General features: G+C 47.6%; 12 protein-coding genes. 6 read left to right on the top strand and 6 right to left on the bottom strand.

Features of this window, described 5'->3' with window-relative positions:
• Positions 1-101: 101 nt before the first annotated feature.
• The gene (locus KDK15_RS01170; RefSeq protein WP_257293534.1) at positions 102-392 is read right to left on the bottom strand and encodes a DUF6398 domain-containing protein; all 291 of its coding nucleotides are present in this window, start codon (positions 390-392) and stop codon (positions 102-104) included.
• Positions 392-574, bottom strand: coding sequence for a hypothetical protein (locus KDK15_RS01165; protein WP_257293533.1), 183 nt, complete (start codon positions 572-574; stop codon positions 392-394). The genes KDK15_RS01170 and KDK15_RS01165 overlap by 1 nt, the downstream gene beginning before the upstream one ends.
• A 307-nt stretch (positions 575-881) precedes the next feature.
• On the opposite strand from KDK15_RS01165, the gene KDK15_RS01160 reads away from it, so the two are divergent.
• Genes KDK15_RS01160 through KDK15_RS01145 form a run of 4 tightly spaced genes read left to right on the top strand, consistent with a single transcriptional unit; the run spans position 882 to position 3199 of the window.
• Positions 882-1841: a CsgG/HfaB family protein gene (locus tag KDK15_RS01160; RefSeq protein ID WP_257293532.1), complete on the top strand. Its 960-nt coding sequence runs from the start codon at positions 882-884 to the stop codon at positions 1839-1841.
• 11 nt (positions 1842-1852) lie between these two features.
• Complete coding sequence (locus KDK15_RS01155) at positions 1853-2179, top strand: hypothetical protein (protein ID WP_257293531.1); 327 nt, start codon at positions 1853-1855, stop codon at positions 2177-2179.
• Positions 2176-2547 (top strand): DUF4810 domain-containing protein, encoded by a 372-nt coding sequence (locus KDK15_RS01150; RefSeq protein ID WP_257293530.1) that lies wholly within the window; start codon positions 2176-2178, stop codon positions 2545-2547. Before KDK15_RS01155 ends, KDK15_RS01150 begins: the two co-directional genes overlap by 4 nt.
• 1 nt (position 2548) lies before the next feature.
• Complete coding sequence (locus tag KDK15_RS01145) at positions 2549-3199, top strand: DUF799 domain-containing protein (RefSeq protein WP_257293529.1); 651 nt, start codon at positions 2549-2551, stop codon at positions 3197-3199.
• 44 nt (positions 3200-3243) lie between these two features.
• Here KDK15_RS01145 and KDK15_RS01140 read toward each other — a convergent pair whose 3' ends face one another.
• From KDK15_RS01140 to KDK15_RS01125, 4 genes are read right to left on the bottom strand one after another with little or no spacing between them, the layout of a single operon-like run.
• Positions 3244-4002 carry an efflux RND transporter periplasmic adaptor subunit gene (locus tag KDK15_RS01140; RefSeq protein WP_257293528.1) on the bottom strand — a complete coding sequence of 253 codons (759 nt, stop codon included), beginning with the start codon at positions 4000-4002 and terminating at the stop codon, positions 3244-3246.
• Between the two features lie 5 nt (positions 4003-4007).
• Positions 4008-6023 (bottom strand): DEAD/DEAH box helicase, encoded by a 2016-nt coding sequence (locus KDK15_RS01135; RefSeq protein ID WP_257293527.1) that lies wholly within the window; start codon positions 6021-6023, stop codon positions 4008-4010.
• A complete protein-coding gene (locus tag KDK15_RS01130) occupies positions 6016-8157 on the bottom strand; it encodes an efflux RND transporter periplasmic adaptor subunit (protein WP_257293526.1) in 2142 nt (713 codons plus the stop codon). The genes KDK15_RS01135 and KDK15_RS01130 overlap by 8 nt, the downstream gene beginning before the upstream one ends.
• A gap of 8 nt (positions 8158-8165) precedes the next feature.
• A complete protein-coding gene (locus KDK15_RS01125) occupies positions 8166-10004 on the bottom strand; it encodes an efflux RND transporter periplasmic adaptor subunit (protein ID WP_257293525.1) in 1839 nt (612 codons plus the stop codon).
• A gap of 159 nt (positions 10005-10163) precedes the next feature.
• Between KDK15_RS01125 and KDK15_RS01120 the strand changes: the two genes are divergently transcribed.
• Both KDK15_RS01120 and KDK15_RS01115 read left to right on the top strand, forming a co-directional pair.
• Positions 10164-11567 (top strand): TolC family outer membrane protein, encoded by a 1404-nt coding sequence (locus KDK15_RS01120; protein WP_257293524.1) that lies wholly within the window; start codon positions 10164-10166, stop codon positions 11565-11567.
• Positions 11568-11590: 23 nt separating this feature from the next.
• Entirely contained in the window at positions 11591-12391 is an 801-nt protein-coding gene (locus KDK15_RS01115; protein WP_257293523.1) for a SapC family protein, read from the top strand.
• Positions 12392-12562: the final 171 nt, after the last annotated feature.

Genomic DNA, 12562 nt, shown 5'->3' with positions numbered 1-12562 from the left:
ATACCTGTGTTTGGCCGTTACCCTATCAGGCCAGACGAAATTTGTTGCTATGGGGTATCCCGTGGGGCGCAAAGCCAGAAAAAACGGTCAGTATGATACTTTCACCCTTTGGATTTCCCTTGGCCAGTACTTTGACCAACGCCAAAGTTTTTGTATAAGTCAGCGGCGCTTATATATGGATCCTCGCTTTTATCAGCCAGGAAGTTTACAAAGCCAACAGCATGTGTAATGCCACATGCCCAAGTTAGGGGCTTACCTTTTTTAAGCGGTGAGTTCTTTTTGCGACATAATGCAGCGGTTGCTTGCCTTATGACCTCCGCATATTCATCATTGAGAAACTTTTTGGAAAAATCATCTGTTATCTGTGTGATTTCATCAAACTTCTCTCTCATCAATATGACGGGCACCATTTTTTCTTGAAGACCAAGTCAGCCATGGCCTGTAAAAGCAGGGCCAGCCGGAAGTAGTTCTCAAAGTTCGCATCACCTGACAGGATGTCGCCATCATGCAGAACCGTCAGTAAGCAGTATACGACGTTGATGCCATAGCCATGATTCTGGTGAGGTGTGTTCAAGGCTGTTGCCTGATGTACGTAGCAAATCTTTTATGGATGCTTCAGTCAACCGTTGCCGGGCTTTGCAATATGCGCTTGTTTCAGTGTTGGGTACCTTGTTCTTGTTGCCTTTGACGACTTGATTTCTCGCTTAATTAAGTCGCTTCTTTCCGAGTAAGCCCTGAATTATCAGGGGCTGAGGCCTTAAGTCAGTGCCATTGGTTTATACCTTGCGAGTTTTTACCCAGTCAGGTATATAACTGGAAAAAATAGTCATGTAGTATTTGAGCTCTTTGTCATTACAACGTCAGCAAATATTATCATCGCTATGAAAAAGATAACCATAACTGCACTTGCCGTGGTCCTGGCAGGTTGTGCCACCCAGACACCCCATGTAGCCGTTAAAGAGGCACCGGTCAGTCAGGAGCAGCAGATCGAAGCCCAGAAAACAGCAGCCGAAATTACTGCCACTCAGCCATTGCAGCTGAAACGTAAGATCGCCATTGGTCGGATGAGTAATGAAACTACCTATGGTCGTTCTTTATTGCGGGACGACTATATGGATCCACTGGGTAAGCAAGTAGGGGATATGTTGTCTGCCCGATTAATTAATTCAGGAAATTTCCTGGTGTTCGAACGACCTGACCTGGCCCGTATTGAGCAGGAAAGGGCACTGTTTGGTGCCGGGGGGGAACTGGTCGGAGTCGATACATTGATTGTTGGTTCGTTGACTGAGTTTGGCCGTAATGTGACTGGCGAAAGCGGTTTTCTAAGCAGCACCAAAACACAAAAAGCCCATGCCAAAGTTGAACTCCGGCTGGTGGATGTTAACACCGGACAAGCCTTTTTCTCTGCCACAGGTGCAGGTGAGGCAACCCTGGAAAGTGCCTCAGTGGCCGGTTTTGGTTCAAGGGCTGCCTATGATGGTACGCTGACCGACAAAGCCATTGCTGCTGCCATCAGTGATGTGATTGATGAAATGATTCAAAAAATGATGGAGCGTCCGTGGAAGACCTTTATTCTTGATATTGCCGATGGGCAGGTCTTTATCAGTGGTGGTCAAAGTCAGGGACTGGCTCCAGGCAAGCAGTTAAAAGTGATGACTGCGGGCAAGCAGATAAAATCTCGCCAGACCGGCTTTATGGTCACTCTGCCAGGGACTGAGATAGCAACAGTCGAGGTGGTTTCTACCTTTGGTGACAGCGAGAGTAATGAAGGCTCTCGGGTGAAAATAATCAGTGGAACACTGGACGGACATCGTCTGGAGACACTGGAAGTGGTTGAATAAGGGGGGATTTGATGATGGTTAAGCGATCTGTACCGGCCGCTATTGTTTTGTCTTTTTTGGTTCTCACCGGTTGCGTTAACACGCCAACGGAAATGGTTCAGGCCAGAGATGACCGGCCTTTTATTATGTTTTCTGAAGTACGATCCGGTGATGTTGTCGTACTGGACGGTATCAATATGGGCGCAGCTTCTGATTATATGGCAGGGAAGTCGGGTATGCGTATCGAACCCGGTACCCATACCCTGCAAATCCAGCGGGACGGGAAAATGGTTCTTAATCAGAAGTTTTATGTCGCTGATGGCGTCAGTAAGACATTCACGGTGGGTGGTGGCAAATGATAATAAAAAAAATTACCAGTATGACCGTTCTTGCCGCTACTGTGCTGATGGCAGGTTGCCAGACCAGCCAAGGGCTATACCACTGGGGTGAATACGAGAGTGGACTTTACGGCTACTACAAGGATCCGGCGCAGCTGGCCACATTGTCCGAGCAGCTATTGACGGCGATTGAGGCCGCCGATGGCCGTGTAGCGCCTGGCATGTACGCAGAATATGGAACCCTGTTATTACAACAAGGGAAAAAGAAAGAAGCGATCGCTTACTACAGCAAAGAAAAAGAGCTGTGGCCTGAAAGTCGGCATTTAATGGATGCCATGATCAATAACCTGGCTGGTACAGCGGATATCAGTGGGCAGGGGGGACAGTGATATGATGGCATACATGAAAAAATGGCTGGTTTTTCTGGGGCTATCGTTGTTGACCGGTTGCGCTGTACAGGCTCCGAAAGTTGACTTCAGTGCTTTCCAGCAGGCAAACCCTGCTTCCATACTGGTCGTACCTGTGGTCAATGAGTCGGTCGATGTTGATGCACCCAACTACTTCTTATCGACGATCTCAGTCCCGTTGGCGGAAAAAGGTTACTACGTTTTTCCGGTTAATACGGTAAAGACGGTACTGGAAGGTGAAGGTCTGTATGATGCCAACCTGGTGCACTCTGCCGACCCGGTGCAGTTGGGGAATATGTTTGGTGCCGACGCCATTCTTTATGTCACCATTAATGAATGGGATGCCCAGTATATTGTGCTCAGTACCACGGTGACGGTGGGCTTTACCTATCGGATTGTCAGCGGCAAGACCGGTGAAGAGCTGTGGAGCGCCAATAAAACCATGCAATATACGCCGCAACAGAACAACTCATCGGGCAACCCTCTGGCCAATCTGCTTGTGATGGCGGTGTCTGCAGCAATAACCCGGGCGGCACCCAATTATTTACCGTTAACTCAACAGGCAAATTATCAGGTGCTATATCTTGACCCGACAAAACTGCCTAATGGACCTTATTTGCAGCCGAAGTCTTGATATGAGGTAGACGGCGTTCGATGTAGTTTTCTGTCAGGTGGATTTTATGGTGTTAACCCTGAAACTTCTATGTGGCAACGTGAGCCTGCAACAAGTTGCTGGTTGTCATTTTCAATTTCAACAGTAATGCCAAAAGTGTCACTTGCGGCATCAATAACAGGATCCATGGATTTTATCCTGCCAGAAAAAACCTGTTCAGTTCTTTGGGTGAATAGTGTTACCGGCATATTTTTTTTGATTTGACCATAGAATGCCGCGCGAAAAATAACCTGGGCATGGAGAGTTTTCAGACTGACCAGCTGTATAAAATGTGAGTCATCTATATACTCGCCTGGCTCTTTCAATACATCTGTAATCACGCCGGAAAAAGGACTTCTTACTTCTCGTTGCTGCAGTCGAATCAAGGCTTCATCAACCTGAAGCTGCGCCAGTCTTTTCTCTGTCAGTAGTTCATCCTGTTCATGGTCGGATATCAGCTTGTCTTTGTATAGAGCTTCATTGCGTTGCAGTTTTCGTTCAGCAAAATCCAGTCGAGCTCTTGCGGTTTCAAGGGTCGCTTGCTCAACCTCTGAGTTCAGGGCCATCAGAACCTGACCTTTTTTGACGGTATCTCCCCGTTGTACCTTCAGGTCACGAATGATGCCGGGCACTTCACTGCTCAAGTCGGAACTTTTACTGGGTTCCAGAAGGCAGCTAAGCTGCCCAAAATCCGTTGTACTGGACTGCGCAAACACGGTTTTAGCACAGGAAAGTAAAAACAATGCTGAGATAATGGTGGTGATTTGACGTTTATTGCTAGCCATGGAAATCATACCCGCGAATCGGTAAATGAAAGAAAGTCTCGCTGAAGATCATCACTGCGTAACAGGTGTTTACGAGCACGTTCATTTTTTTGTTCCAACTGGCTCTGGCAATAACGAATGGCCATTAATGCAAGCCAGTGTTTCAGAGATAGTGGGACTGGGAAAGAGAATATTTTCTGAAGCATCCCGGACCACTTTGAACTCAACAAAGGGTCTTCCAGAGATAAAAGGAGTTCATAACTACCCCGGTCACCTTGTCGGGCGCAACGGCCAATCAGCTGTCGATCGATTCGGGACGACTCGTGAAGGCCGGTGATAATGACATGAAGACCACCGAGTTCATTGGTAGCTTCATCAACCTTAATATCGGTTCCCCGTCCAGCCATGCTGGTGGCAATGGTGATAGAACCTGAACTGCCAGCTCTGGCAACAATGTTGGCTTCAAACTTATCCTGTCGGGCATTGAGAACCTGGTGCTCAATACCCGCTTCGTCCATATACTTGCTTAGCTGCTCTGAGCTGGCCAGTGATAATGTGCCAATCAATACTGGCCGATGTTGCGCCTTCAAGGTTTTCACCCGGGAAACGACGGCTTGCCATTTTTGTTGTTCTTTCGGAAAGATCTTATAGTTGAGAAATTGCCTTCGGCTGGTTTTGTGGGTAGGAATATCCACTACTGGCAGATTGTAAACCCGCCAAAGTTCACTGCGAACATGACTGGTCGTTCCGGTCATACCCGATAGATGATGAAAGTGGAGAAAAAAGTTTTGAAAGCTGATGCTTGCCAACGTTTCCCGTGGCGCAGATAACGGGCAATTTTCTTTTATTTCGATAAGCTGGTGAAGCCCTTGCTCCCAGGTGCGGTCCGGCATCATTCGGCCGGTGTGTTCATCTATAATGATGACCTTTCGTTGTTCTGTTGAGTCATCAATCAGATAGTGTTTATCTCGCTCAAAGAGATGCCAGGCTGTTAATGCCTGCCTGATAAGTTCTAACCGACGTACTCTGCCTTTCCAGAGAGCTCCCAGATTTTCACAGAGCTTTGCTGCCTTTTGTTCGCCTGACGGCGTGATTTCTATATGGCGTCGATGCTTCCAGACCTTGTATTCCTTACCTTCAATCAGTTGAGGAATCAGCGCCATGGCTTGAGCATAAACTTCCTGTTGGGCGGCAATAGGTGTTTCCTCTCCCGAGATAATCAAAGGTGTTCGGGCTTCATCCAGTAAAACGCTGTCTGCTTCATCAACAACGGCAAAGTGCAGGCCGCGTAGCATCAGGTCGTTTATATCCGATAGTTTGCCTTTATTGGAGTGGTTCAACAGCCTGTGTGCATGGAGATTAAGTAAGCTGTTTTTTCCTTTCAGAAGGATACTGTCTTTCAAATAATCAAATGCCAGTTCATTGTTGGTGCAGTAAACAATATCGCAGGCATATTGCCTCTGCCTTTCATTCGTTTGGAGACCCTGAATAATAATACCAACACTGAGTCCCAGTCGCTGATAGACCTGCGTCATGAGTTCAGCATCCCGCTGGGTTAAATAATCATTAACCGTTACCAGATGGGAAGGGATTCCGGCAAGTGCTGCGGTGGCAAGGGGTAGTGAGGCTGTCAGGGTTTTACCTTCACCGGTCTGCATCTGGCCAATATTGCCATAGATAATGGCAAGCCCGCCCAGTAACTGGGAATCAAAATGATACATGCCCAGCTCTCGACCTGACACTTCCCGTATAACTGCAAAAGCTCGAGCCACAGAATAGTGGGTGAGACCTCTCTGATACAGAGCTGTTTTCAGGTTTTGGATTTCGTTATCCAGTTCCTGATCAGAAAGTGCAGATAAACCAGGTTGGTAGTGCTTTATTTTCCAGAGAAGTGGGTAGTACATCCAAACCTGTGCACGAAGAGGACGTATAACCATTGAGGTCAGGCCGCGCCAGATCGTTGCTGGCATCTGTTGTCCGGGAATCGATTTCTGGGGGCGGTCCAGCGTTGAAGCGGGCAGTCGCCGTGGGAGCTTAAACATCAAACTGCCTCAGGAATAGTCGCCTTACGTCACGGTACCAGCGCCAGAATAAAGGTTCGGGTTCATGTTCAAAAAGCACATGCAGGCGCTCATCAAACCGTTGGCGTGGTGCGTTTTCAGCTTTGATATCTACCCGGAAGTATCCCTGGTAACTTTGAAGAGGGTATTCACGGTCGGGCGCGAGGGCAATCAGACCTCCACCATCAGTTGATAAAGTATGACTTGGCAAAGTGTGCGTTGATGAAGGATGTTGCCGAATAATTTTGGCGTTGTATTCCTGGTCAGGGATGGAAGTAAACTTCAGAGAAACATGGTTGGTATGGTTTCTGACCTGATCGATATGACTCTCAGAAATCATCGCGGTCAATGGCAGTCGGTGGTGATTGACGATATAGCCTAGCACATCACCCCGTTGGAAATACTTGCCTTCTATACCTGAGCGATCAATAACCACTAACTCGCCATCAGTGGTTCCGTTAATAGACAGTGACTGAATACGTTCTCTGGCTTCCTGAAGCTTATTGTTAATAAAACGAACTTCCTGATACAGGATGTCTGCCTGAATTCGATCGTCAATGGCCGCCTGATATCTCAACCGGGCTTCACTGACCTGGGCTGCCAGTACTTTTTCTCTGGCGACAAGGTCGGGCGCACTCATAGTCATAATGGATTGCCCGAAGGATACCTGTGACCCCGTTTCTACCAACTGCTTGTCAATAAAACCGTTGGCCGGGGCCCGGATGATGGCGTCCTTCGGTATATAAACGACACCCTGACTATAGGTTTGATAGGGCATCGGGATCACTAATAATAGTGATAAAATGACACCAAGGCTGATACTGGAATAAAGAAAAATGGTTCTTCTTTTATGCCAGAGTTGAGGGTCGGAAGCCGGCTTTGCAATCATCTTGGTAATTGGCGCTAACAGGCTGCTCCAGATGGACCAGCACGCCAGTAAAACACCTATAAAGAAATATTTGGAGGCAACCAGTAAGGAAATGGCCACCATAACGAACAGTCGATAGATGTAGGATAAAACCGCATAGCCAACCAGCCAGAAGGATTCTGAACGGCTCTGTGCAATGGACTTTAAGCCTTGAACCTTCAACAGATACAGCTTGACCAGGTAACCCACCTGGGCATTTCCCCTGACAGCAAGATTAGGAATCTCAAGATAGTCCGCCAGAACATAATAGGCATCGAAACGCAGCAATGGGTTGCCATTGAAGAGTAGGGTGGAGAAGCCACCAATCAGCATTACATTGAAAGCCAGTGCCCGCACAACACCGGGTTCAACACTGACCCATACTATCATCGCAATAGCCGACATCAGAAGTTCACCTAGAATGCCAACAGCGCCCACGATCATTCGCTGATATTTATTATGAAAAGAGGAGGCTGCGGATGCATCAACATAGGGTACAGGAAACATCACCAGCAGCATTACGCCCATTTCGTGCACTTCACCACCCCAGCGTTTAACTGCGTAAGCATGCCCTAATTCATGTATGAGTTTTACAAAGGGATAAACGAGGGCCATTAACAATATATTTTCTGTGGCCAGTAAGCGGTCACTGATATTTTCAGTCAGGGGTTCCCAGTGAGTCACTGCCAGCACACCACCGGTGATAATGGTGAATAAAAAGAGAATGGCACTTAAACGACTGAAGATTGCCGTGGCAATGGGTGATGTTGCAGTAAGAAATGCTTCTGGGTCTAACAGTGGGATTCGTATACTCAAGGGGGATTTAATTTGTTGCAGCCACTTGTTACGAATGACCTGGGTTCTTTGTTTCTGTAATCGATCAATATCAGGCAGTTTGTCCGTCTGAACGACATTGGCTTTATTTAACTGTCCAACCAGCTGAATAACCTCATCCTGTGTTGGCAGGTTGTCACCCAGTTCTTCACAGGCTATTTCCCAGATCTGCTGGAGTGTGCGGGTGCCATCCATCAATGCAATCATCTGGTAGGCAGCAGGTTTGAAGCGGTGGAAATGTCCCGTCACATGATCCTGAAGTACATACCAAACGTTGTCACGATACACATGACGATGAATATGGGCATGCTTGCGGAGTCGGACCTTCAGGTCTGCCACCTTATACCATGAGCTACTGAACAGCGATGCCGACATCGGTTACCTCAACCCCACCAGGACCATAATTTAAGCTGTAGCCACTCTCTGGTTTGTCTTAACCAGATGCCCAGAAGATTCCGCTCATCAATGGTGATTTTACCAATACCTTCCATGCCTGGTTGTATCAGGCTAGTGTCTGATAAAAGCTCAGCTTCAACAATAAAGTAAGTCGAACCGTCTAAGGCTTCGGTTAGCGGAGTGATTTTGCTGAGTGTGAAATCAAAGGGGGTTTCCGGCAGTGCTGAAAGATGGAGAGTGCCGTTTTGCCCAACCTGCGTATCGGCAATTCGATTTTCCTGCACTAGCATTTTAATGCGATATTGATCCAACTCTGATATCGACAATAAAACCTCACCTTTTGTGACGGAACTGCCAAGGCGTTGATCGAGATCACCACTGATGACTAGCCCATCAAAAGGTGCAGCCAGTTTGGCTCTCGCTAACTGGCTATTAACAAGAGCCAGTTGTGCTTCAGCTTGCTGGAGCTGTGCATTGATTATGTTGATTTTTGCCCGGTCCCTGAATGCCAACGCTTCCTGATATTGGCGATTAAGCTTTGCCTGCTCGGAAAGCCATTTCAGCTTTTCCAGTCGCAGGTCCCGGTCATCGAGGCTGATAAGCAGATCTTCAGTACTGACGATATCGCCAGCCCGGGCATGAGTACTTTCAATGTAGCCATCATAAGGCGCCACTATGGCTCGCTGGGCAGAGCTTTCAATCCTGGCCTGAGTTGATAGGCGATAGGTGCCCGTTGCAAATGTAAAGAACAGAGAAAGGATAACCACAGTCAGTGCTGCAAGCTTTCTTCCCGGGTATTCCGGTCCTGTAAAACGCTTCAGCTGTGTTTTTCCACTGTCTATGGTTTTTCGCCAGAGGGAGCGGTCATTGAATCGTTTGTCGTTTATAGAAGGGCTGATCAGGGTGATAATACTCTGGCAGAGTTCTACCTGTTCGTCGGTGAAGGGGGTGGCAGGACTGGTTTCGAGAACAATAGCGCCAGCCACATTATGGCCTGAGTATACGGGTATCGATAATATACTGGCATCGCCCTGTAACTCTGAGAGCTTTTTATGAGCCAGAGTCAGTATTGAGGCGTTTTCTTCTTTTTGGGGAAATTGAAGAGGCCGCCCCTGATCAATAGACTCATCCATTGCCTGTTCAATAGCACGAACCAGATTCATTTTTTTGCCGAACTGCGTGCTGTGAGACAGGTATTTCAGGGTTGCGTGATGGTTGTGATATTCCCCCAGACTGACGCGATCACAATTAAAAAGTGTGGCCAGCTCGGTCACCAATCCCATAGCTGCAGCTGGATAATCCGGTTCTGTTAACACTCTGGCGAGGATATTGACTCGATCAGCGGTGCATTTCTGTTCAGTATTCAGCACTTCAAACCGTTGCTGATAGTCAATAATCTCAAGTCCGGCAGTGCTCCACTGAAGTGTGGCCATTGCTTTCTGCAATGCTTTTTGGGAGTTTGCCTGCAGGGCAAAGGCGGCTAGAGCAATTGGGATATTGTCGTTGGATTTCACCGGATAGAGCAGGGCAAACGTTTCGTGACTGCTTCCGTCACTTTCCAGTGTACTGATTTGAGGTTGATCCCAATGGGAGAGTTGACTGGCAAGCGCTTTCAGTCTGGCGAAGTTACTTGAGCTTTCCTGCCAGGATGCCACGTTCAAGAAAACATTATTGGTCTGAACCATGATCAGGCTGCAATGCAGCCCGTCAATCATATAATTCTGACCAAGCAGCCACTCTTTATAATAGTCAGTGAATGGCGGGGCATTCAGTTGACTGTCGTCTTTTAGCGTTTTCCGGGAGTCAGTAACGGCTTGTTCATCCATAGGTTATTCTTGTGTTAACCGTTGCACATTTCTTCTTGAAAGCGCTTGCTATTTATTTTTTAATCAACGGATGAATAAAATACCAATAAAAAGCAAGTGCGTATATACCCTATCAGGGTATGCATTGAGATGTCAGTGCTCAAGGAGGAGTTTGTGATTATGTCACCCGGTAGCGTAGCTACGGTTTGCAAAAGGCTCTTCCTTGCTTCGGCATGGTTGGCGGCAATGCCTTTTTATTCCCAGGCGGCTGATTTGCTTGAAGTCTATCAGCAGGCGCTGGAGCGTGACCCTGTCTACCGTGCAGGCATGTTTGAATACGAAGCCTCTAAAGAAATTTACACTCAGGCCCGGGCCGTTCTGTTGCCCAGCCTTCAGTTTGATTACAGCAAAACAAAGTCAAAACAGGATATTGTCAGTTCCGATAATACCGTCTTTGCCAAAGGTAGGACCTCCTTTCCTACCAATGAACAGAGCCTCTCTTTGACCCAGTCTATTTACAGCTACAGTAACTGGGCTTATTTCAAACAGGCGAAGGCTGAAGTCAGGAAAGTGGCTGCTGACCTGGAAAATGTTCGACAGGATCTGGTGATGCGGGTAGCCTCAGCGTATTTTACGGTATTGCGTGAAAACGACAGCTATCAGGCAGTTGAAGCGGAAGTGAAGGCGCTGGAAAAACATTTTCAGCTGGTAGATCGAGAGTTTGCTAATGGTCTTGCTAACAGTACAGACCTTCTGGATGCAGAAGCTCGCTTTATGCAGGCCAAAGCCCGCCAGATTGAAACAGCAAATACACTGCATGATGCGCTACAAGGGCTAAAAGAAATTGCTGGCAAACTTCCGGATAATCTGGATGCGCTTGGGCAAAACCTTGTACTTCAGCGCCCTGATCCCACCAGGATGGATAGCTGGGTTAATGATGCACAGGCAAACAATCCTGTGGTCTTGTCGCGGCAGAGTGCTGTCGATGTGGCCTGGCAGGAAGTACGTCGCCAAAAAGGTGGCCACTATCCTACGTTTGATCTGGTAATCACCCAGAGTACGAAAGAAACCGGCGGTTCGTTGTTTGGCGGTGGTAGTGAAATAGATTCTCAGGATGTACTTTTTCAAATGAGCATGCCTCTGTATTCCGGTGGCGCGGTGTCATCAAAAGTTCGGGAATCCATTAATCGTCATTACAAAGCACAGGACGAGCTGGAGCTGGCCCTTCGACAGGTTGCCCGGGAAACTCAGGCAGCTTACACAGGGGTGGTCAGTTCAATCAGTAAAGTCAATGCTCTGCAGAAGTCTGTAGAAACCTATGAAAAGGCGGCGGAGGTTAAACGGACCGCATTTGAGTCCGGCGTTATTTCCAGTGGCAGCGTTCTGGACAGTGAGCGGGAGTTGTTTATTGCCAGAAGCGACTTCTCTGCCGCCCGTTACGACTACCTGATGAATCATCTGCGCCTTAAGCGTGCGGCGGGAAGTCTGTCAGAAGCAGATATTGTGGGAATAAACCGGTTGTTGAAAGGTGACAGTTTATCAACGGACACAAAAGCACTGTTGGCCTTTGGGGCTGAATTCTAACGATAGGTACTGAGGTAATAATAATGAGTGTTCAACTGTTGATTTACGGACAGGTAGAAGCCGTCAATAAAAAGCGTCATTCAGGTTGGTCGATCAAAGCTGAAAATAATTATGACTTTGCCCGGAATGTTAACTCTGTTCCCCTGATGGCGGTGGAGTTTCCAATAGCGTCTCAGGACTACGCTATCGTATTTGCCGGTAAAGACGACGATGTGGTGCCAGTGGTCGTTATGGGTGTTCGTGAAGGTGAGAATGCGTATGTTGACGAACAGGGGCAGTGGAAAGCTCCTTATGTGCCTGCATTTATTCGCCGCTATCCTTTTGTTTTTGCGACTTCTGATGAAGGGAAAACCCTGACGCTTTGTCTGGATGAGGCTTATGCAGGCTGCAATCAGGAAGGTCGTGGTGAGCGTCTGTTTGATGCGGAAGGTGAGCAGACCCAATATCTCGAAAAAGTATTGAGCTTCCTTCAGGACTATCAGGCACAGTATCAACGCACGCAGTTCTTCTGCAAAAAACTGAATGAGCTGGGGCTTCTGGAAGAAATGGGCGCGAAATTCACGCTGCCTGGCGAGGAAGAGCGCACCTTAACCGGATTTAAAACCATTAACCGTGAAAAGCTGAAAGGCATTCCAGCCGAAGAACTGTCTGCCCTGATGGCTAATGATGGTTTGGAACTGATTTATCTACACCTTCAATCCTTGAATAATTTGAATAAAGTGATTGAGCGACTGCCGAAGCGAGTGATCTCTTCCAGTGAGATTACAGAAGCGGAGAGCGGTGCAGATGTGAATACTATGTCTGCTGAAGCAGGCGTTCACTAAGGTATACCAAACCTTGGTGTTGATGTTGATAGGGCTCTCATAATAGCACGGCTAACGTCGTGCGTTTTGCTGTAAGGGTGTTGTTGATGTCTTTAATCGAAAAAGGCTTCCAGTCTTTGAACTGACCACCTGAGACTGAAAGTCATTGGGTTTAGAACAATAACAAACGGA

Source organism: Endozoicomonas sp. YOMI1 (assembly GCF_024606345.1).
Taxonomy (GTDB): Bacteria; Pseudomonadota; Gammaproteobacteria; order Pseudomonadales; family Endozoicomonadaceae; genus Endozoicomonas.
The sequence above is the reverse complement of the archived record's forward strand: the minus strand, read 5'-3'. Positions and strand labels throughout refer to the sequence as shown.